Source organism: Xanthomonas sp. LMG 12461, assembly GCF_009192935.1.
In the GTDB taxonomy this organism is placed as follows: Bacteria; Pseudomonadota; Gammaproteobacteria; order Xanthomonadales; family Xanthomonadaceae; genus Xanthomonas_A; species Xanthomonas_A sontii.
On record NZ_NQYT01000081.1, the window covers coordinates 1 to 19,474 of the forward strand.

17 protein-coding genes and 1 tRNA gene are annotated in these 19,474 nt (G+C 69.0%); 4 read left to right on the plus strand and 14 right to left on the minus strand.

Going from position 1 to position 19,474, the window contains the following annotated elements; all coding sequences use genetic code 11:
- Positions 1-435 (plus strand): LytTR family DNA-binding domain-containing protein (locus CEK68_RS18640; RefSeq protein WP_193314251.1); only part of this gene is annotated, 435 nt, incomplete at its 5' end.
- Here the strand turns inward: CEK68_RS18640 and CEK68_RS18645 are convergent.
- A complete protein-coding gene (locus CEK68_RS18645; RefSeq protein WP_193314252.1) occupies positions 398-826 on the minus strand; it encodes a hypothetical protein in 429 nt (142 codons plus the stop codon). The genes CEK68_RS18640 and CEK68_RS18645 overlap by 38 nt on opposite strands.
- A gap of 31 nt (positions 827-857) precedes the next feature.
- On the opposite strand from CEK68_RS18645, the gene CEK68_RS18650 reads away from it, so the two are divergent.
- Both CEK68_RS18650 and CEK68_RS18655 read left to right on the plus strand, forming a co-directional pair.
- Positions 858-2,603 (plus strand): S8 family serine peptidase, encoded by a 1,746-nt coding sequence (locus tag CEK68_RS18650; RefSeq protein WP_152240281.1) that lies wholly within the window; start codon positions 858-860, stop codon positions 2,601-2,603.
- A gap of 1 nt (position 2,604) precedes the next feature.
- A complete protein-coding gene (locus CEK68_RS18655) occupies positions 2,605-3,204 on the plus strand; it encodes a hypothetical protein (RefSeq protein WP_152240282.1) in 600 nt (199 codons plus the stop codon).
- A 174-nt stretch (positions 3,205-3,378) separates the two neighbouring features.
- Here CEK68_RS18655 and CEK68_RS18660 read toward each other — a convergent pair whose 3' ends face one another.
- The 5 genes from CEK68_RS18660 to CEK68_RS18680 form a co-directional block, all read right to left on the minus strand.
- On the minus strand, positions 3,379-4,500 hold the full coding sequence (locus tag CEK68_RS18660; protein ID WP_152240283.1) for a hypothetical protein: 1,122 nt from the start codon (positions 4,498-4,500) through the stop codon (positions 3,379-3,381).
- Positions 4,501-4,700: 200 nt separating this feature from the next.
- Positions 4,701-5,720 carry an RNA 3'-terminal phosphate cyclase gene (rtcA, locus tag CEK68_RS18665; protein WP_152240284.1) on the minus strand — a complete coding sequence of 340 codons (1,020 nt, stop codon included), beginning with the start codon at positions 5,718-5,720 and terminating at the stop codon, positions 4,701-4,703.
- A 96-nt stretch (positions 5,721-5,816) separates the two neighbouring features.
- Positions 5,817-7,037 carry an RtcB family protein gene (locus tag CEK68_RS18670; RefSeq protein ID WP_017911856.1) on the minus strand — a complete coding sequence of 407 codons (1,221 nt, stop codon included), beginning with the start codon at positions 7,035-7,037 and terminating at the stop codon, positions 5,817-5,819.
- A gap of 220 nt (positions 7,038-7,257) precedes the next feature.
- A tRNA-OTHER gene (locus CEK68_RS18675) sits at positions 7,258-7,393 on the minus strand.
- A gap of 446 nt (positions 7,394-7,839) precedes the next feature.
- Entirely contained in the window at positions 7,840-9,387 is a 1,548-nt protein-coding gene (locus CEK68_RS18680) for a TROVE domain-containing protein (RefSeq protein ID WP_152240285.1), read from the minus strand.
- Between the two features lie 184 nt (positions 9,388-9,571).
- Here CEK68_RS18680 and rtcR point away from each other — a divergent pair, with 184 nt between their 5' ends.
- Positions 9,572-11,182 (plus strand): RNA repair transcriptional activator RtcR, encoded by a 1,611-nt coding sequence (rtcR, locus tag CEK68_RS18685; protein WP_152240286.1) that lies wholly within the window; start codon positions 9,572-9,574, stop codon positions 11,180-11,182.
- Between the two features lie 186 nt (positions 11,183-11,368).
- Here rtcR and CEK68_RS18690 read toward each other — a convergent pair whose 3' ends face one another.
- From CEK68_RS18690 to creB, 8 genes are all read right to left on the minus strand, one after another.
- Positions 11,369-11,857 (minus strand): transcriptional repressor, encoded by a 489-nt coding sequence (locus CEK68_RS18690; RefSeq protein ID WP_010343476.1) that lies wholly within the window; start codon positions 11,855-11,857, stop codon positions 11,369-11,371.
- Between the two features lie 16 nt (positions 11,858-11,873).
- On the minus strand, positions 11,874-13,280 hold the full coding sequence (gene gltX / locus CEK68_RS18695; RefSeq protein WP_152240287.1) for a glutamate--tRNA ligase: 1,407 nt from the start codon (positions 13,278-13,280) through the stop codon (positions 11,874-11,876).
- A 163-nt stretch (positions 13,281-13,443) separates the two neighbouring features.
- Positions 13,444-14,328 (minus strand): carbon-nitrogen hydrolase family protein, encoded by an 885-nt coding sequence (locus CEK68_RS18700; protein WP_152240288.1) that lies wholly within the window; start codon positions 14,326-14,328, stop codon positions 13,444-13,446.
- A complete protein-coding gene (locus tag CEK68_RS18705) occupies positions 14,325-14,930 on the minus strand; it encodes a GNAT family N-acetyltransferase (protein WP_152240289.1) in 606 nt (201 codons plus the stop codon). Before CEK68_RS18705 ends, CEK68_RS18700 begins: the two co-directional genes overlap by 4 nt.
- Positions 14,931-15,319: 389 nt before the next feature.
- Positions 15,320-15,751 (minus strand): hypothetical protein, encoded by a 432-nt coding sequence (locus CEK68_RS18710; protein ID WP_152240290.1) that lies wholly within the window; start codon positions 15,749-15,751, stop codon positions 15,320-15,322.
- Between the two features lie 21 nt (positions 15,752-15,772).
- A complete protein-coding gene (creD, locus tag CEK68_RS18715) occupies positions 15,773-17,092 on the minus strand; it encodes a cell envelope integrity protein CreD (RefSeq protein WP_152240291.1) in 1,320 nt (439 codons plus the stop codon).
- A 227-nt stretch (positions 17,093-17,319) separates the two neighbouring features.
- The gene (gene creC, locus CEK68_RS18720) at positions 17,320-18,762 is read right to left on the minus strand and encodes a two-component system sensor histidine kinase CreC (RefSeq protein ID WP_152240292.1); all 1,443 of its coding nucleotides are present in this window, start codon (positions 18,760-18,762) and stop codon (positions 17,320-17,322) included.
- 1 nt (position 18,763) lies between these two features.
- A complete protein-coding gene (gene creB, locus CEK68_RS18725; protein ID WP_167522057.1) occupies positions 18,764-19,474 on the minus strand; it encodes a two-component system response regulator CreB in 711 nt (236 codons plus the stop codon).

Here is a 19,474-nt window from a genome sequence, read left to right on the forward strand (position 1 = left end):
CTGCAACAGCGCCTGCAGGCGGCGCAACCGGCGGCCGACCTCAGCGAACAACTGTTGCGCCTGGCGCAGCGGCTGCGCCCACCCGAGCGCCCCGCCCCACTGCGCTGGCTGCAGGCACAGAGCGGCAGCAGCGTGCGCCTGATCGCCGTGGAAGCCATCGACTACCTGCGCTCGGACAGCAAGTACACCAGCGTGGCCTGGCGCGATCCGGACGGACAGGCGTGCACCTCAATCGTGTCCACGCCGCTCAGGGACCTGGCCGCGCAACTCGATCCGGATGACTTCCAGCAGGTGCACCGCTCGGTGGTGGTCAATCGCCGCGCGATCCTGCACGTGGTGCGTGGCGACAACGAGACCGCACAGATCCACCTGCGCGGCCGCGCGGAGACGCTGCCGGTCAGCCGCAGCTACCTGCCGCTGTTCCGGGCGATGTAGCGGCCTCTTCCGCGCGGACCTCACCACGCCGCGCGCCCGGGTGATGGCGTGCATGCCCGCATTCCGCTTTGCGCAGCCGTGGCGGCGTATCCGTTGCACGGGCCGCGCGGCCGTCGATGTGCTGGCGCAATTCGTAAACGCTTCGCACGCGCCGGCAGTGCGTTTCGACCGAAATCGTGCGCCATCGCGCGCCGATCGGCACAATACCGGAACACATGCGAACTGCGTCATTTTCGCGGCGTGCGTTGCGCTTGCGACGGAAATCCAGATCCGGGTAGCTTGCGCCGCGCCTGGCGATCGACCGCAACCCGATTCGATCGCGAACGCCACCCTGCAACGCCTCGATCGGCGCTGCGCAGGCGATGCCTGGCATGCACGTGGCAAGCGCCATCGACTGTCCCCACCTCTCCTGGATCCGCCACATGACACCATTCCGCACACGACCGGTCACTGTCCTGCTGTGGGCACTCGCGCTCGGCCTGGCCGCAGGCAATACCGCGGCCGCCGCCGCAAACGCCACCGACGATCCTCTGTTCCGCTATCAGTGGCACTTGCACAACCAGGGGCAGGCGGTCATCGGCGACACGCTTCCCACGCCAGGCATCGACCTGGATGTGGATGTCCTGCACGAACTGCACATCCGCGGCGCAGGCGCCAAGATCGGCGTGATCGATGGCGGGTTGGACATCCGCCACGAAGACCTCGCCGCCAACATCCTGCCCAACGGCTCGTACAATTTCCTGGACGGTTCGCACGACCCCAAGCCCAGCGACGTCGACGACGCGCACGGCACGGCGGTGGCCGGCATCGCTGCCGCGGTGGGCTGGAACGGCAAAGGCGGACGCGGCGTCGCCCCGGACGCGTCGCTGGCTGGTTTCAACTTCCTGCAGTCGGACCAGAGCGACGACAAGCTCCGCAATGCATGGGGGAATGGCGCCGAGGCCAGGACGCTGGACATCTTCAACAACAGCTGGGGCATCGTCTCCAATTTCTATCCCAACGTCTCGGTCGAAGATCAATACGCCTGGGAGAAACTCATGCGCACCGGGCGCAACGGCAAGGGCGCCATCTACGTCAAGGCAGCCGGCAACGACTTCAACAGCTTCATTTACGCGGACGCGCAAGGCGCCCTGGCCGATCATTGCCCGGATCTGCCAAAGCGCTACAACGTCGCCTGCAGCCTGGCCAACGTCGATCCGAAGAACGATCTGATCACCACCATCGTGGTCGGTGCGGTGAATGCGCGAGGCGTGCGCAGCTCCTACTCGTCGCCCGGCTCGGCGGTCTGGGTCAGCGGCTTCGGCGGCGAATACGGGCAGCAGAAGCGCTACCAGCCGTCCCGGTCGGCGGCGGCCGCCAGCGACCCTCACTACGATCCGGCGATCGTGACCACCGACCTCAGCGGCTGTGCCGCCGGGTACAACCGCGACGGGGTGCCGGTGGAGAACGCGCTGGACGGCAGCAAGTCCACGATCGACGCATCGTGCAACTACACCGGGCTCATGAACGGCACGTCCTCGGCCACGCCGACGGTGTCAGGGGTGACGGCGCTGATGCTCGGCGTGAATCCGCAACTGACCTGGCGCGACGTGAAATACATCCTGGCCACGACCGCGCGGCCGATCGACAGCGGGCAGCCGAAGGCGCTCTACAACGGCAGCGTGATCGATCCCGGCTGGATCACCAACGCCGCCGGCCATCGCTTCAGCAATTGGTACGGCTTCGGGCTGGTGGATGCCGCGGCGGCCGTCGAGGCGGCCACGCACTTCAACACCCTGCCGCCGCTGCAGGACACCGACTACCAGGTCACCACCGACGCGGCCAGCACCATCGGCGGCGTCGCCTCGCCGGCCAGGCTGACCGTGGCCATCAAGCAACATCTGAAGGTCGAGGCGGTGCAACTGTACTTCGACGGCACTCACAAGGATCCCAGCCGTCTGCGCGTGGTGCTGATCTCCCCGCATGGCACCCGCAGCTACGTGATGACCCCGTTCTCGGCCTTGAACAAGGACGTCTATACCCAGGGCATGTCGATCCCGCTGACCGCCAGCAATGCCTTCCTGGACGAAGATGCGGCCGGGCCCTGGACGCTGGAGGTCGCCGACATGCTCGACGCGCACGGCAAGGAACAACTGCAGGACTTCGAACTCCGCGTGGTGGGCCACTGACATGAAGACCAATACGCTCTTTCTTTTCGCCGTGCTTGCACTGACCGCGGCCACACCCGCCTCGGCCCAATACGCCGATGCCCAGGCACTGCACCAGGCAGCCAACGGCGCGCGCTTCCAGATCGGTCGCAGCACCTACCGTCTGCTGCCCGATGCCACGGTGCGCACAGGACCGCAGATGGCAGGCACCAGCGCGCAGCGCGCCCAGGTCGCTGCCGCCGATGGCGGCGGCACCGTCGTAGCGCGCATCGGACCGTATGCCATCGTGCTCGGCGGCAACGCCCGCGCCGGCACCGCAGCGGCTGCCCAGTCCCGCGCAGCGGACGCGACCGCGCTGCGCGCCGCGATCGACGAACGCAGCGGTCAGCCGGTGGTGGTCACCGGCAAGCTCAAGCTGTTCGGCACCACGCCGGACGTGGCCCGGGCACTGGCCCGCCGCAGTGGCGGCAGCCTGGTGTATGCCTCGGACCTCGATGGCAGCGCCATGATCGACTACGGCTCGGTCGACGCGGCAATGGCAGCGTCCAGGCAACTCCAGGGAGCGCCGGGCACGCGCGAGGTCTCCATGCAGATCGTGCAGGGCTTCAACCGCGCACTGTGATGCGCAGGCGGGCCGCCCAGCGATGCTGGGCGGTCGCGTGCAGCAGGCGGCTGCGCTTCTGCACCATCGGGCCTTCGTTCGACCCGCTGGCCGGGAGGCGCGGCGCATCTTGGCCAGCGAGCGCTTCGGGTGCGCCTCACCCGCCCCGCGACCGTGCACCGCAGCGACACCTCACTACGGGCAGGAAGTACCCGCGTTGCGGTGGTAGCAGGCATTGCCGACAGCGACCCATCCCGCGCCAAGCTGGGTCGCATCCTGCGCGCTCATGTTGCAGGTGTATTGGGTCAGCGTGCCCGCCGCACTGCAGAAGGTGCCACCCGGCCAGGTCCTGACGCTGGGGTCGTACCAGATCGTGGTGCTGATGGTCTTGCCCTGGGTGATATGGCCCATGTACACCGACGTCAGCGTCCAGTGGCTCGGATCGCGATCCAGGCTGATGGGATTGCCCTGCTTGTCGCGCACCGGCTTGGTGTGGCCCTTGCCGATGACCTGCAGCAGCCTGGGCAGGAAATCGACGTCGTTGGACGTCGCCGTGCCGGCGAGATTCCACTGCCCGCCCATGTTGCGGATGTCGTCGTCCAGGCAGAAGTCCAGACTCTGCGTGTCTTCGTACCCATGCGGGCACCAAGGCGTGGACGGATCCTGCGCGGGAGTCGCGCCGGTATGACCCAGGTCGATCTGGTAGAACAAGGTCTGCCCCTGCGTATTGCCGAGGATGAAACTGAAGGCATAGCCGGTGCCGCTGGGCGCCGTCCCGCCGCAGCGGACATCGTCTTCGTAGGTCCTGCTCAACCCGACGCGCACGCGAATGGCGCCAAGACTGGACAGCGGCGCGCTGGGCGTGAAACCAAGCAGTGCGTTACTGCCCCAGAACCTCGAATCGGCGGTCACCAGGAACAGATCCTTCTCGCCGTCGTATGGATTTGGATTGCCCGGATCCGAACCGGCGCACTTGTTGTCGGCCTGCGCCAGTTCGTAAGCGTTGGCGTGACCAGCGTAGACCGGATAGTACTTCACCCGCGCACGCACACTGGCGGTCTCCCAACCCTGCCCCGAACCGCCGACGACCGGCTGCAAGGTATCCGAACTGTTCGGATTGGCGCCCCATTGCGCCAGGGCATACGCGGTGGGCTGCTGCGGCCCGGACGTCCCGAGAATCTTGCCGTTGTCGTCGTTGAAGATCAGCGACGCGGGCAGCGGTTGCATGAGTTCGGTGGGGGGATCGGCCATCGCCTGCGCGATCGGCAGCAGCGTCGACGACAATATCCAGCACAGCACGCGCACGTTCTTGTCCATGTGCATCCTCCATTGCGCCTGATCCTGCGGCAGGAAGCCGGCACACCGCCGGCACCGCGCGGGACTGCGCCCGCGACGCGTCATTATGGTCCTGCATCCGGCATCAAACGGCGCCTAGCGTAGACAGCACCGCTGTGGGCATCTCACATCCTGCAGCCTGCAGGCGCCGGCACGGCGGCACCACCCGCCGGTGGCTGCCATCAACTGGACACGACCACCCGCCACTGCCGCGCATCCACCTGCTCCCAGGCGATCTCCACCGGCAGGAACTTCTCGATCAGGCGGGCATTGCTGGACAGGTGGGCGCTGACCGTATCCGTGGTGAAGGCGCCGCCACCGGCCAACGCCATCGGCAGCAGCAACTGGTCGGCGAGGTGTTCGCCGACGCAGGCGCCGCTGTCGAGGTAGCGGCGCACCTGCGCCGCCAGACGTTCGCCGACCTGCTCGGCGGAGACACCGCGCTCGCCGTGGCCGGCGAAGACCTCCACGTGCGCCGCATGCCGCACCCGCACCAGCGCGGTGTTGCCCGGTCCCTGCGCCGGGCGCACGCTGTGCACGTGGCGCGGATTGGCGTCCACGCCAAGTCGCTCGGCCAGCACCGCCAGTTCGCGCCGGCCGATCTTGCCGGACAGGCCCGAGACCAGCACCTGCGCCTCGATCGCCTGCAGGTCGCCTCGCGCATCGAAGCAGACCTGCTGCAATTGCGCACAGGGCGCGATGCTGGCCCGCAGCGCGCCGCCGCCGACCGGATAGAAGCCATGCCGGTCCAGCGTCAACGTCGCAGCCACGCCCAGGCGCTGCAGCGCCGGCAGCCAGGTCTCGGCGAGAAAATCGGCGCAGGGTGCCAGCGGATTGTGGGTGCCGCCTTCCAGAGTCAGACGCGACGGCGCGGCGGTGCGCCACAGCGCCGGCAGCACCGTCTGCAGCACCAGCGTGGTCGAGCCGGCACTGCCGGTGGCGAACTGATAGTCGCCGGGCACCACCGCTCCCGGCTCGAAGCGCAGCGTGGTCGCACCAATCTGCGCCCCGTGCGTGCGCGCCTGGCCGACCGTGGCGGCCGCCACGACCGCGGTCAGGTGCTGGCGCATCAGGCCCGGACGCGGACGCGCGCCACGGATGTTGCGGAAGGTGAAGCCGGTGCCGGTGCACAGGCTCAGCGTCAGCGCGGTGCGCAGCAGTTGCCCGCCGCCCGCCGCACCATCGAGTTCGATCATGTCCATTGCAACGCAATCCATCGTTGAAAACGCCCGTGCGGGCCAACCCGCGCGGATGATCGGCGCCGACCGACCGCAGTGCGTGCCGGCCGGCACCTGTGACTAGCCCTTGACGCACACCACCTGCCGCAGCGTGTGCACGATCTCCACCAGGTCGCGCTGCGCGGCCATCACCGCCTCGATCGGCTTGTAGGCCGCCGGCGACTCGTCCACCACGTCCTGGTCCTTGCGACACTCCACATGCGCGGTCGCCTTGACGTGCTCGTCGACACTGATGCGGCGACGCGCCTCGGTGCGGCTCATCACCCGGCCGGCACCATGGCTGCAGCTGTGGAAGCTGTCGGCATTGCCCAGCCCGCGCACGATGAAGCTCTTGGCGCCCATGCTGCCCGGAATGATACCCAGCTCGCCCTTGCGCGCGCTCACCGCGCCCTTGCGGGTCACGAACACGTCCTTGCCGAAGTGATGCTCGCGGCTAACGTAGTTGTGGTGGCAGTTCACCGCCTCGGCCTGCGCCTCGAACGGCTTGGCGATGACCGTGCGGACCGCCTCGACCACGCTGCGCATCATGATCTCGCGGTTGATCCGCGCATAGCGCTGTGCCCAGTCCACCGCAAACACGTAGTCGCCGTAGTACTGGCTGCCTTCCGGCAGATAGGCCAGGTCCTGGTCCGGCAGGTTGATCATCCAGCGCCGCATTTCCTCCTTGGCGAGCTGGATGAAGTGGTTGCCGATCGCATTGCCGACGCCGCGCGAACCGGAGTGCAGCATGAACCAGACCCGCTGCGCCTCGTCCAGGCACATCTCGACGAAGTGGTTGCCGGTGCCGAGGGTGCCGAGATGCTGCAGGTTGTTGGTCTTGCGCAGGCGCGGATGACGCTCGCAGATCAGCGCGAAGTCGCTGGCCAGTTGCGCCCAGCCGTCCACGGCCGCGCCCGGCGGCGTCTGCCACGCGCCCTTGTCGCGCGCGCCGGGCGTGCGCCCGTGCGGCACCGCACGCTCGATCGCGCTGCGGATCGGCGCCAGGTTATCCGGTAGATCGCTGGCGACCAGCGAGGTGCGCGCGGCGATCATCCCGCAGCCGATGTCCACACCCACCGCGGCAGGCACGATCGCGCCGATGGTCGGCACCACCGAGCCGACGGTCGCGCCCTTGCCCAGGTGCACGTCCGGCATCACCGCGATCCAGCGATGGATGAAGGGCAGCTTGGCGATGTTCTGCAGCTGCTGGCGCGCCTCGTCCTCCAGCGGCACGCCGCGGGTCCACAGCTTGATCGGCGCCGCTCCCGGCTGCGCGATGACGTCGTACTGCTCGGTGTTCATGGTGTTGCTCCTTGTGTAACGCATGTTCAAAAAAAACGCGGTGACGAGGGAGGGTGGAACCTTCCGCATGGCGGCATAGCTGCCGTGCGGCCGGGGCTCGAACCCGACCCTTAAAGGGCTACCAGATGGAGTTCCACCTGCATTCACCGCAAAACCAACGCATCGCCTCACGCGGCAAGTCCATACGCGGAACGATCGCTCTACCGCTGAGCTACCGCCATAGGGCGGGCGGGATTCGAACCCGCGACCGATGGAGTTCCGCCTGCATCCGCCAGGCAACGCGCACAACAGGACCGACGACGGCCACGACAAGAGAGATGGAACATTCCCGCTCTGTCCAACTGAGCTACCACCCCATTGCAGGGTGGGCGGGACTCGAACCCGCGACCTGGAGCTTAAGAGGCTGTAGTTCCATCGGCATTCGTGGACGCCGGCGGCGAAACATGGAGGCCGCCATCGCCGCCTCCGTCAACGCGAATCTTGGTTCTCCTGCAGCCCGGCGGGCCCCATTGCCCGCCGGGTCCAGTGCTTCCATGCAACGCACACAACAGGACCGACGACGTCCGCGACAAGAGAGATGGAACATTCCCGCTCTACCAACTGAGCTACCGACCCCATCCCTGGAGTGGGCGGGAATCGAACCCGCGACATGGAGCTTCGGAGGCTGTAGTTCCATCGGCATTCGTAGACGCCGGCGGCGAAACATGGAGGCTGCCATCGCCGCCTCCGTCAACGCGAATCTTGGTTCTCCCGCAGCCCGGCGGGCCCCATTGCCCGCCGGGTAACACCTTCCTTCAAGGCCTCACACCACGATCGAGCCGATCCGCTCGACCCAGCGCTTGGCGCCGGCGCCTTCGGCCGCGAACGTGGCCAGCAGGTCGAACACCGCGTCGCTGAAGCCGCCGACATGCAGGATGTCGTCGCGTTCGACCGTCTGGCTGGTGGCCACCGGCTGCAGGTCGATACAGACCATGCGCGCCTGCGGACACCGCGCCTTCAATTCGGCCCAGGCCTGCATGGTCGCGGTCGCACCGCTACGGGTGTCGCGCCAACTCTCGTTGTCCGACACCAGCACCAGCAAGTCCACCGGCGCACGCTGCGCGTTCAACTGCAGCAGCGGCGCGCTGACGCTGGTCCCGCCACCGCACAACGCGGCCAGTTGCTGCGCCTGCGCGATCACGTCCTGGCGCTGCCGCAAGCGCAGCGACCGCACCTCGGTGTCGAACGGCAACACCGTGGCGCGCGGATTGACCCGTTGTACGCAGGCCGCAATCAGCGCGGCCACATCCACGCAGCGCACGCTGCTGCTGGCGCCACGACGGAAACCGGTCACCGGCGCCGCCATCGAGCCGGACACATCCACTGCCACCACCACCTTGCCGTCCAACCGCGGCACCTGCCGCGTCGCGATCTCCATCGCGTCGCGCAGCGCCTCGCCGATCGGCGGCGGCAACTGGCTGGCCGCGGTGCTGGCCACCAGCAACTGGTACGGAAACACCCGGGCGCGCTGGATCTGCGCCGGATCGCGCAAGCGTGCCGCCACCTGCGCCACCATCGCCTTGTCCTCGAACACCCCATGCCGCGCGAAGGTGTTGAGGTTCATGCGCAGGGTCTGCCACGAGGCGTTGCGGGCCAGCGCCGCCCAATGCGCCGCGGTCAGCGGCAGGGCGGTGTAGTACTGGAACGGCAACTCCGGCAACGGCCCCGACGGTGCGCGCTTGAACGCCTCGTACGCCTGCAGCATCGCCGGCAGCGCGTCCTCGCGGTACGGCTTGCCCACGACCCACGCGTACAGCGCCTCGCGCTCGGCGTCGGACGGCTTCGGGTGGACCATGCGGATCACATCGGCCAGCGACGGCTGCTGGCCGATCGCCGCCTGCACGATGGTCTGCGCCGACGCCTGCTGCAGCCACTGCCGCACCAGGCGCTTGGGCCGCGACCCCAGCGACTTGCGCCCCAGTTGCCCGCTGCGCACGATCTGCACGAAGTTGCGCAGCAGGCGGCCATTGTCGATCACGCGCGGGAAGGCCCGTGCGAACAGGTCCGGATCGCGGGTGGTCAACGTGGCCAACAGCAATGCCGGCATGTCCTTCATGTGCGCGACCTGGCGTGCGTAGATCGCGGTCTGCGCGACGAAGGCCGGATCGACCTGCGCGCACAGCCCGAGCACTTGCTGCAGTTGCACCTCGGCACCCGCATAGAAGGTGCCGTTCAAGCAGCCGGTGGCCGCATACAGCGCCAGCGCCGCCTGCGGCGAACGCGCATAGGCGGCGCCACCGGCGTCGTTGCGCACGGTCGCCGGCGGCAGCAGCGCGCCACGCGAGGACGAGAACAGAGAGAGGTTGGCCATGTCAGGCTCCTGGCGGGAACGGCCCGCGTCGGTGATGGCCAGATATCGCAATGGCCGTGCCAACTTTTTCGGGAATACCACAATGCATTGATTAAAAAGAGAAAATCGAGAATCAAGCGGCGACACCCGCTTGTTCGACGCCGAAAATTCCTATAAATTCAGCGACACCCTTATAAGGATGGATATGGACAGGCCACAGGTGGTGTTCGGCATGCTCGGCACCCAGCTGGATTCCGGTAGCGGCCCCGGGCGCTGGGAGAAGTGGCGCCCGACGGTGGCGCTGGGCATGCACGAGGACTTTCTGCTCAGCCGCCTGGAACTGCTGACCGACCTGCGCCGCTACCAAAAGCTGGCGCAACTGGTGAGCGAGGACATCGGCCAGGTCTCGCCGGACACGCAGGTTCGGCTGCACGACACCTACTTGGCCGATCCCTGGGACTTCGAAGGGGTCTACGCCACCCTGCACGACTTCTTCGCCAGCTACACGTTCCGCCCGGACGAAGAGGACTACTACCTGCACATCACCACCGGCAGCCATGTCAGCCAGATCTGCGGCTTCCTGCTGACCGAGAGCCGGCACTTCCCGGGGCGCCTGCTGCAGACCTCGCCGCCGCGCAAACAGGGCAGCGGCGAGGCCGGCGCCTACACCGTGATCGACCTGGACCTGTCGCGCTACGACCGCATCGCGCAGCGCTTCCAGCAGCAACAACTGCAGGACCGTGCGTTGCTGAAGAGCGGCATCGCCACGCGCAATGCGGCGTTCAACCGCATGATCGAGCAGATCGAAACCGTGGCCACGCGCTCCAGGGCGCCGATGCTGCTGATGGGGCCGACCGGCGCCGGCAAGAGCCAGTTGGCCAAGCGCGTGTTCGAACTGAAGAAGCTCAAGCACCAGTTGCCGGGGCGTTTCGTCGAGGTCAATTGCGCCACCCTGCGCGGCGACGGCGCCATGAGCGCGCTGTTCGGCCATACCAAGGGCGCCTACACCGGCGCGGTCAGCGACCGCCCGGGGCTGCTGCGCTCGGCCCACCAGGGCCTGCTGTTCCTCGACGAGATCGGCGAGCTGGGCCTGGACGAGCAGGCCATGCTGCTGCGGGCACTGGAGGAGAAACGCTTCCTGCCGGTCGGCAGCGACCGCGAGGTGGAAAGCGAATTCCAGCTGATCGCCGGCACCAACCGCGATCTGCACCAGCACGTCGCCCAGGGCCGTTTTCGCGAGGATCTGCTGGCGCGCCTGAACCTGTGGACCTACCACCTGCCTGGCCTGGCCGAACGCCGCGAGGACATCGAGCCGAACCTGGACTTCGAACTGGAGCGCTGGTCGCGCGAGCAGCACCAGCGGGTGACCTTCAATCGCGAGGCGCGCAGCCGCTATCTTGCCTTCGCCACCGGCGCGGAGGCGCGCTGGTCCGGCAACTTCCGCGACCTCAGCGCCTCGGTGATGCGCCTGGCGACGCTGGCCAATGCCGGGCGCATCCAACTCGAACTGGTGGAGGAGGAAATCGCGCGCCTGCGCCGGCAATGGCGCGACGGCACCCCGCCCTCGCCGCTGGACGCCCTGCTCGGCGACGCGGCGGCGCAACTGGACCGTTTCGACCGCGTGCAACTGGAAGACGTGGCGCGGGTCTGCGCGACCGCCAAGTCGCTGTCGCAGGCCGGACGCGAACTGTTCGCCGTGTCCCGCACGCAACGCGCCAGCACCAACGACGCCGACCGCCTACGCAAGTACCTGGCGCGGTTCGGCCTGGACTGGGAGCAGGTGCGCGAGGGTGGGCGCGCCGCGACGCAGGACTGAGAGATCGGCGTGCGGCGCTGCGAGACACGAAAAGGCCGCAACCGGGCTGGCCAAGAGAACGACGGGGACGGAACCGCCCTATCCGCGACGGCGCAACACCGGGGCTGCAATGTGCGCGGCAGCCAGGCTCAGATCGATCGAACGCCCTACCCGGTCGCTACGCAGCGCCCATCAAATTGCGCCGGCTCAGCCCGCGCACTTCGCGCAAAGACCGTGCACTTCCAGGGTCTGCGCCTGCGGCTGGAAGCCCAGGGCCTTGGCGCGCTGCTCCAGTTGCGCGACCACGTCGCGGTCTTCCAGCTCCACCGCGCTGTGGCAGCGGTCGCAGATCAGGAACGGCACCGAATGCTGGGCGCTGCTCGGATGGTGGCAGGCGACGAAGGCGTTGACCGACTCGAGCTTGTGCACGAAGCCGTTGGCCATCAGGAAGTCCAGCGCGCGGTACACCGTGGGCGGCGCGTCGGCGCCCACGCCCTTGCCTTCGCGCACCCATTCCAGCAGGTCGTAGGCCTTGACCGGGCGCCCGGCCTCGGCGATCAGCCGCAGCACGTTGGCGCGGATCGGGGTCAGGCGCAGACCGCGCTCGCGGCTCACCCGCTCCACCACCTTGACGAAATCGGCAGCGTCATGGACGTGGTGGTGCGGCTCGGTACAGGCGGTCTTCTTGCTGGACATGGCGGTCTCCCGGGAATCAGCTTCCCGCTGGGATCTTGATGAGCGCGGCGTCGATGCGTTTCAAGGCCTCCTCGCGACCGGCCAGGTACACGGTCTGCGAGATGTCCGGGCTGACCTGGGTGCCGGTGATGGCCACGCGCAGCGGCTGCGCCACCTTGCCCATGCCGATCTCCAGGGCGGCGGCGGTGTCGTGCAGCGCGGCGGCGACGCCGTCCAGGTTCCACTGCGGCAGCGCCGCCAGCAGCTCGCGGGCCTTGCCCAGCGCCAGTTCGGCGCCCGGCTTGAAGTGCTTGGCCACCGCCGCGTCGTCGTAGCTGGTCAGCGGGCGATACCAGACCTCGGCCTTCTCGGCCATTTCCTTCAGCGTCTGCACGCGCTCGCGCAGCGCCACCACCACCTCGGCCGCAGCCGGGCCGGCGGCCGGGTCGATGCCGAGCTTGCGCAACTGGAACTCCAGCTGCGGCGCGATCGTCGCCGGGTCGTCGCTCTTGAGGTAGTGCTGATTGACCCAGCCGAGCTTGGCCATGTCCAGGCGCGCGGCCTTGGAATTGACGTCCTTGACGTCGAACAGGTCGATCAGCTCCTGGCGCCCGAACAGTTCCTGGTCGCCGTGCGACCAGCCCAGCCGCGCCAGGTAGTTGATCAGCGCGTGCGGCAGGTAGCCGGCGTCCTTGTACTGCATCACGTCGGCCGCGCCGGTGCGCTTGGACAGCTTGGCGCCCTGCTCGTCCAGGATCATCGGCATGTGCGCGAACTTCGGCACCGGCGCGCCCAGCGCCTGGTAGATGTTGATCTGCCGCGGGGTGTTGTTGATGTGGTCGTCGCCGCGGATCACCTCGGTGATGTCCATGTCCCAGTCGTCCACCACCACCGCGAAGTTGTAGGTGGGGTAGCCGTCGGGACGGAAGATCACCATGTCGTCCAGTTCGCTGTTGGCGATCTCGATGCGGCCCTTGATCAGGTCGTCGAACGCCACCACGCCCTCGGTCGGGTTCTTGAAGCGGATCACCCGGTTGGGATCGTCGCGGTACGGCAGGTTCAGCTCGCGCGCGGCGCCGTTGTAGCGCGGCTTTTCCTGCCGCGCCATCGCCGCTTCGCGCATGGCGTCCAGTTCCTCGCGGGTCTCGTAGGCGTAGTAGGCCTGGCCCTGCGCCAGCAACTGCTCGGCGACCTCGCGATACCGGTCCAGACGCCGGGTCTGGTAGATCGGGCCTTCGTCGTAATCCAGGCCCAGCCACTCCATCGCCTCCAGGATCGCGTCGATCGCCGCCTGGGTGCTGCGCTCGCGGTCGGTGTCCTCGATCCGCAGCACGAATTCGCCGCCGCGGTGGCGCGCCTCCAGCCAGCAGTACAGCGCGGTGCGCGCGCCGCCGATGTGCAGATAACCGGTGGGACTGGGGGCGAAACGGGTGCGGCAGGCCATGGAACGCTCGAAACGACGGGAATCGGGCGATTTTACCTTGCCGGGGCGGCGCCTGCTGGCGCCGCGGGATTGGGGATTGGGGATTGGGGATTGGTAAAGCAGCGTCTCGCCCCGGGAAACAGGGCATGGCACGCCGAGGCGCGGCACGTTGCGGGAAACGCTCCTATGCGAAGCGGCTCAGCTCCGCGCGCAGCACGGCCGGTGCCAGTTGCCCGCGCCAGTCGCGGTCGTTGGCCACTTGCGCATTGGCGCGGCTGGCCTCGAACGCGGCGAAGTCCAGCTCGGCGATCGCCCAGACCTGCTCGCCATGGGTCTGCGCGACGATGCCGTCGGCCGGGAAGCCGGCGTCCATCGGCGCGTAGAGCGTGGCCTCGCCGGTGTTCACGTCCAGCGCCGGGCTCCACTCGGCGACGCCGGCGGTCACCGACTGAGCGACGAAGATGCGGTTCTCCAGCGCCCGCGCCAGGCAGCCCACGCGCACGCGGGTGGCGCCGGCCTCGGTATCGGTGCAACTGGGCACCACCAGCAGCCGCGCGCCGGCCTCGTACTGGGCACGCACCGGCAGCGGGAACTCGCTGTCGTAGCACACCGCCACGCCGGCGCGCACGCCCTCGGCCTCGAACACCTTCAGCGCCTCGCCGCCGTCGATCAGGCCGGTGGCCTTCTCGAAGCCGGTCAGTTGCAGCTTGTCCTGCCAGCCGTGGCCGCCGTCCGGGGTGAACCAGTAGGCGCGATTGCGGTAGCGCCCCTGCCCGTCGTCGAGCAGGAAGCTGCCGGCGACCACGTGCAGGCGATGGCGCCGCGCCAGGTCGGCGAACAGGGCCAGGTACGGCGCATGCAGTGCCTGGATCGCGGCCAGCGAGGCCGGCAGCCGCGCCGACACCTCGGCGCCGAAGGTCGCGGCCAGTTCCAGCGACAGGTACTCCGGCAGCACCGCCAGCTGCGCGCCGGCCTGCGCGGCCTCACCCAGCAGCGCAGCCTGCTTGTCGGCGAAGGCGGCGAAATCGGCGGGCGCGCCGATCGGATACTTGGCGACGGCGACTTTCATGCGGCAGGCTCCAGCGCGCGGGTCCAGAAACCCAGGGAATGCGGCGTTTCGCCGCGGTCGACCTCGTTCCACGGCAGGTGCATGCGCAAGGCGGCCTGCGGCTGATAGCCGCGCTTGCGCCAGAACACGTCGTTGCCGCGATACTCCGGCGGCCGCCGCGGGTCGTCGGGCGCCCGCTCCACCGAACAGAACGCGGTCAGGCGGAATCGGCCGAGCGCGCGCGCATGCGCCTCGCGCTCGTCGAAGAAGGCATGACCGACGCCGCGCCCGCGGTACTGCGGCAACAGCACCGATTCGCCGAAATAGAACACCTCGGCCGGGTCGATGCCGCTGCCGGCGAAGGCCGCGGCGAACGCCTCGGTGTCGTCGACCAGCGGCAGCCCGGTGGAGGCGCCGACCACCTGCTCGCCGTCGCGCGCCAGCACGAACACGCTGTCGGGCGACGCCGCATAGGCGGCCAGGTACTCGCGTTCGTAGCCGAGGTCGCCGTCGTAGAGGTAGGGCCAGTCGCGGAACACCACGATGCGCAGCTGTGCGACCGCGTCCAGGAACGGCACGATCCCGGCGCCGCGCAGGCGCTGAATGGAGAGCGGAGAGTGCATCCGTGCACTCTACCGCAAGCGTTTCCCTGGCGCTGCCTGCCTGGCGATGCCCTTGCATGTGCCTCCTTGCCGCGTCCTTGCGCGGGCGTCCTGCCCGTCCTGTGGCGCACGTGCTTCCTTGACCTGCTTGCGGCGCCTTGGCGTGTGCGCCCTTGCCGCCTCCCTGCGTGAGCGTCCTGCCCGTCCTGTGACGCAAGCGCCTACTTGCGCTGGCTGCCTGGGCGATGCGCTTGCGTGCGCCCTTGCAGCGTCCCTGCGTCGGCGTCCCTGCCCGTCCTGTGACCCGTGGCGGCATCCGTCCCGCCACCGTCGGTGTTTCTGCCGTCAATGGCCGCTGACCATCCGACCGACCCGCCCGTCGCGGTGGCGATCGATGCGGGTGCCCTGCCTCAGCGCCACCAGCGGCACAGCAGCGCGGCCTGTGCCGGCAGCACCAGCAAGCGCGCGCGGCCTTCCGCTTCCCAGGTCAAGAACCCCGGCGCAGGCGTGTCCCCGCACCGCTCCACGTCCATCGCCCAGGCCGGATCGCGGCGCACCGCGCGCCAGGGGCAGTAGCGCCACGGCGCGGCATCGCCCGGCAAGGCCGCACGCGCCTGCAGCGCGCCGGCCAGGAATGCCACCGCGTCGCCGGCCAGGGCCGCGCGGCTGCGTTCGCTCAGGCGCAGCCACAGGGCCCCGCCGCGATCGGCGGCGGTGACCAGCGCGGCCTGCGCGCTGCGCGCGAGCGCCCCCGGCAGGTTGCCGGGATGCAGGCCATGGGTCTCCAGGGCGGGCGGCAGCAGCGCCTGCAGACGCCGATGCAGATGACGATGCGCGACCATGTCCGGTTCTCCCCCGACGGCTCAGCGCAGCGACGCGCCGAGTTCGTACCAGTCGATCCGGCGGGTGATCCACATGATCGCGCCGAGGATGCCGAACAGCAGCAGCGACCCCATCAGCAAGGCGTTGTCTTCCGAGGCCAGCAAGCCGTACAGCGCGCCGTACAGCACGGTGAGCATGCTGGCGAAGCCGGCCGCGCGCAGGCGGCTGCGCAATACCCCCGACAGGTAGAAGAACTGCAGCCCGATGCAGGCCACCGCCGAGACCAGATACGCCTGCCAGAACGGGATGTGCTCGGACAGGCTGAGCAGCAGCAGGAAGAAGATCGCCAGCGCCAGGCCGACCAGCAGGTACTGCAGCGGATGGATCGGCAGGCGCTTGATCAGCTCGAACAGGCCGAAGGCGACGAAGGTCAGCACCACGAACAGCAGGCCGTATTTGCTGGCGCGCTCGGCCTGGGTATACACGTCCACCGGGTCGACCAGGTCCACGCGCAAGGCGTCGAGATCCTGTCCGCCGGAGGCCAGTTGCGCCTGCGCTCCCGTCGCCAGCGACGACAGCGCCCAGCTCGCCTGGAACCCCTGCGCGGTGATGCGGCGCTCGTTGGGCAGGAAGCGGCCGCCGAACAGCGGATGCGGCCACGGCGAGTTCAGCGCGATCTGGTTGTCGTCGCCCACCGGCACGATCGACAGCGCCTGGGTGCCGTCGAGCACGAATTCCATCTGCACCTCGTGCAGGTCGGTCAGCCGGCCCTGCTGCGTATCGCGCAATGCCGGCAGCACCGCGTGCACGCCCTTGGAGATGTTGGCCAGCCCTTCCGAGCCGGGCTGCAGCGGCAGCGCGCGGCCGTCGGCGCGCAGATTCGGCGTGCCGACCAGGCCGCGCACGTCCTGCAGGCCGATCGCCAGATACGGCGTGCCGTACTGGCGGCGGTCGACAGCGGCATAGTCGAGATCGTCGAACTCGGCCTTGAGCCGCGCATGCCAGCTGTACACCTGCACCTTGAACAGGCCGATGTGGCGCTGCGCGGGCTTCAGTTCGCCTTCGACCTGCAGCCGCCGCGGCGCCTGCAGCACGTAGCCGGTCTCGATCTCGCGCTTGGTCACCCGCTTGCCGTCGGCGTCGAGTACGGCGACCTCACGCTCCTGGGTCCACGGGATCACCCGCAGCGGGCCGAGCAGGCGCTGTTCGCCGGCCTTGCTCTGCGACACCCGTTCCACCGCCTCGTCGCGGTAGTGCTGGCGGTCCTGCACGGTGCCGCGAATCATCAGCAGCGGGATCAGCAACAACAGGATCAATCCGCCGATGGTGGCGAATCGCAACAGCAGCTTCAGGGATTTCATGGCGACCTCTCGGTTGGGAGGGCGCCAGCATGCGGTCGCTGCGTGGGCGGGGTTTGAGGCGAATTTGAAGTGGGTGTGAAGTGGGAGGAGCCGGGATTGGGGATTGGGGAATCGGGATTGGTGGCCGGCATCCCGTCGACGCGGCGCCCAACTGTGGGAGGGACTTCAGTCCCGACGCGGGAGCCCCGGCACCGCGCTTCACGCGCTCTCGCGCGAATCGATCCGGCTCAGGCCAGCGGCAACGCCAGGCAGGCCATCGCGCCGCCGCCGTCGCGGTTGCGCAGGCTGGCGTCGCCGCCGTGCAGGCGCGCCACCTCGCGCACGAACGGCAGGCCGAGGCCGGAGCTGCGCTGGCCGGTAGCCGGGCGCGCCAGCGAATAGAAACGCTCGAACACCCGCTCCAGCGCGTAGTCGGGAACGCCCGGACCGGCGTCCTCCACCGTCAGCAGCACGCGCGCATCGGCGCCGCGTTTGGCGCGCAGCACGATGCTCGCGCCCTCCGGGGAAAAGGCGATGGCGTTGTCGAGCAGGTTGTGCAGCGCCTGGCGCAGCAGGTAGGGATCGCCCGACACAACCAGGGCCGGGTCCAGCACCTGGACCTGCAGTTGCAGGCCGCGCGCCTGCAGTTGCGGCGCCAGCGCTTCGGCCAGGTCCGCGCACAGCGGCGCCAGCGCCACCGGTTCGCGCCGCTGCAGCCAGCCGTGCTGTTCCACCTCGGCCAGCGCCAGCAGCTTGTCGATGGTCTCGGTGAGGCGCTGCTGCTGCTCGGCGATGTTGCGCACGAAGCGCTGCCGCTCCGGTTCCGGCAGCGGCTCCTGCAGCAGTTCCGCCGCGCCGCGGATCGCGGCCAGCGGGCTCTTCATCTCGTGGGTCAGCGACTGCACGTACTGCTCGACGTACTGCTTGCCCTCCAGCTTGCGGCGCATGGTCTCCAGCGCACGGCCGAGATCGCCGATCTCATCGCGGCGCGGCGGCGGCGGCGGCACCGGCGCACCGGCACTGACCGCCTGCGCATAGCGGTTGAGCCGGCCGATGCCGCGCAGCAGGCCCCAGGTCATCAGGATCCCGATCAGCGCCGAGATGCCGATCAGCCAGGCGCCGCGCAGCAGGATGCTGCGCTGGCTGGCGACGATGAACGGCTCGATGCTGCGGTTGGGCTGGGACAGGGTCAGCACGCCGATCAGCCGCTGCGGGTCGGCCGGATCGTAGACCGGCGCGGCCACGTGCATCACCGTGTGGTTGGGGTCGCCGTCGGCCTCGGGACTGGAGCGGGCGCCGTACTCGCCGCGCAGGGTGCGGTACACGTCGTTCCAGCGCGAGTTGTCGCGGCCGATGTCCTGTCCGCGCGAATCGAACACCACGATGCCCGCCGCATCGGTGAGGGTGACGCGGTAGTCGACGCTGTGCTTGGGAAAACGCCAGACCATCGCGCGTGGATCGCGCCGCTGCGCCGCGGCCAGGTCGCGGGCGAAACGGCCGCTGGCGATGCGCCCGTCCTTGAGATCCTGCGCGGCCATCTGCGCCAGCACGTTGGCCGCGTCCACCAGGGTCGATTCCATCGCCTGGCGCACGCCCGGCTTGACCTCGTTGACGAACACCCGCATCACGAAGAAGGCGGCCACGCCGACGATCAGGAAGAAGCCCAGGAACAGCTTCAGCCCCAGCCGCACCTCAGGCCTCCAACGCGTAGCCGAGGCCGCGGTGGGTGCGGATCGGATCGTCGGTGGCGCCGGCCGCGCGCAGCTTGGCGCGCAGGGTCTTGATATGGGTGTCGACGGTGCGGTCGGCGCTGTCGGCGCTGCTGTCCCAGCCGCGGTCCATCAGTTGCGCGCGACTGAGGATGGCGCCGGGCCGCTGCAGCAGCGCTGCCAGCAACGCGTACTCGTAGCGGGTCAGGTCCAGCACCGCACCGCGCCAGCGGATGCGGCGGCCGTCGCGGTCGATGGCGAAATCGCCGTGCTGCTGCCAGCCGGCCTCTGCATCGCCGACGACCACCGCCGGGCGCCGCAGCCGCGCCCGCACCCGCGCCACCAGCTCGCGCGGCGAGAACGGCTTGGCCATGTAGTCGTCGGCGCCCAGTTCCAGGCCGAGCACGCGGTCGATCTCCTCGTTGCGCGCGGTCAGGAACAGCACCGGCACCTGGCTGAAACCGCGCAGCGTGCGGCACACCTCGAACCCGCTCAGGTCCGGCAGGCCCACGTCCAGCACCACCACGTCGATGCCGCCCTCGCGCAACTGCGCCAGGGCCTCACGGCCGAGCTGGCAGTGGCGCACCTGGTAGCCCTCGCTGCGCAGCGCGTACAGCACGGTATCGGCGATGGCGGATTCGTCCTCGACCACGAGGACACAGGCGGCGGCAGGCGTGGACATGGCGCGCAGCAT

Excerpts from the sequence above, each read along its gene's own strand:
- CEK68_RS18645 (WP_193314252.1), bottom strand. The coding sequence starts at position 826 with ATGGCGCTTGCCACGTGCATGCCAGGCATCGCCTGCGCAGCGCCGATC.
- CEK68_RS18650 (WP_152240281.1), top strand. The coding sequence starts at position 858 with ATGACACCATTCCGCACACGACCGGTCACTGTCCTGCTGTGGGCACTC.
- CEK68_RS18655 (WP_152240282.1), top strand. The coding sequence starts at position 2,605 with ATGAAGACCAATACGCTCTTTCTTTTCGCCGTGCTTGCACTGACCGCG.
- CEK68_RS18660 (WP_152240283.1), bottom strand. The coding sequence starts at position 4,500 with ATGGACAAGAACGTGCGCGTGCTGTGCTGGATATTGTCGTCGACGCTG.
- rtcA (WP_152240284.1), bottom strand. The coding sequence starts at position 5,720 with ATGGACATGATCGAACTCGATGGTGCGGCGGGCGGCGGGCAACTGCTG.
- CEK68_RS18670 (WP_017911856.1), bottom strand. The coding sequence starts at position 7,037 with ATGAACACCGAGCAGTACGACGTCATCGCGCAGCCGGGAGCGGCGCCG.
- CEK68_RS18680 (WP_152240285.1), bottom strand. The coding sequence starts at position 9,387 with ATGGCCAACCTCTCTCTGTTCTCGTCCTCGCGTGGCGCGCTGCTGCCG.
- rtcR (WP_152240286.1), top strand. The coding sequence starts at position 9,572 with ATGGACAGGCCACAGGTGGTGTTCGGCATGCTCGGCACCCAGCTGGAT.
- CEK68_RS18690 (WP_010343476.1), bottom strand. The coding sequence starts at position 11,857 with ATGTCCAGCAAGAAGACCGCCTGTACCGAGCCGCACCACCACGTCCAT.
- gltX (WP_152240287.1), bottom strand. The coding sequence starts at position 13,280 with ATGGCCTGCCGCACCCGTTTCGCCCCCAGTCCCACCGGTTATCTGCAC.
- CEK68_RS18700 (WP_152240288.1), bottom strand. The coding sequence starts at position 14,328 with ATGAAAGTCGCCGTCGCCAAGTATCCGATCGGCGCGCCCGCCGATTTC.
- CEK68_RS18705 (WP_152240289.1), bottom strand. The coding sequence starts at position 14,930 with ATGCACTCTCCGCTCTCCATTCAGCGCCTGCGCGGCGCCGGGATCGTG.
- CEK68_RS18710 (WP_152240290.1), bottom strand. The coding sequence starts at position 15,751 with ATGGTCGCGCATCGTCATCTGCATCGGCGTCTGCAGGCGCTGCTGCCG.
- creD (WP_152240291.1), bottom strand. The coding sequence starts at position 17,092 with ATGAAATCCCTGAAGCTGCTGTTGCGATTCGCCACCATCGGCGGATTG.
- creB (WP_167522057.1), bottom strand. The coding sequence starts at position 19,474 with ATGCTGCGCGCCATGTCCACGCCTGCCGCCGCCTGTGTCCTCGTGGTC.